At 65.6% G+C, this 256-nt stretch carries 1 pseudogene; it reads right to left on the reverse strand.

The features are described 5' to 3' along the window. Nucleotides 1-256: pseudogene (locus SB751_RS32830) on the reverse strand (acetylglutamate kinase); the annotation flags it as partial.

The following is a 256-nucleotide window of genomic DNA, read 5'->3' on the forward strand; positions in this document are numbered from 1 at the left end:
GTCGACGATGTGCACCGAGTTGACGCCGTTCTTGGCGGCATCCAGCGCCGACGAGATCTTGGGCAGCATGCCGCCCGAGATGGTGCCGTCGGCGAACAGCTAGTCGATGGTCTGGGCCGACAGGCGGCGCAGCAGCTTGCCGCCCTTGTCCAGCACGCCCGGGGTGTTGGTCAGCATCAGCAGCTTTTCGGCGCCCAGGACTTCGGCCATCTTGCCGGCGACGACGTCGGCGTTGATGTTGTAGGCAGTGCCGTCT

Source organism: Cupriavidus sp. SIMBA_020 (genome assembly GCF_046535395.1).
Classification (GTDB): Bacteria; Pseudomonadota; Gammaproteobacteria; order Burkholderiales; family Burkholderiaceae; genus Cupriavidus; species Cupriavidus campinensis.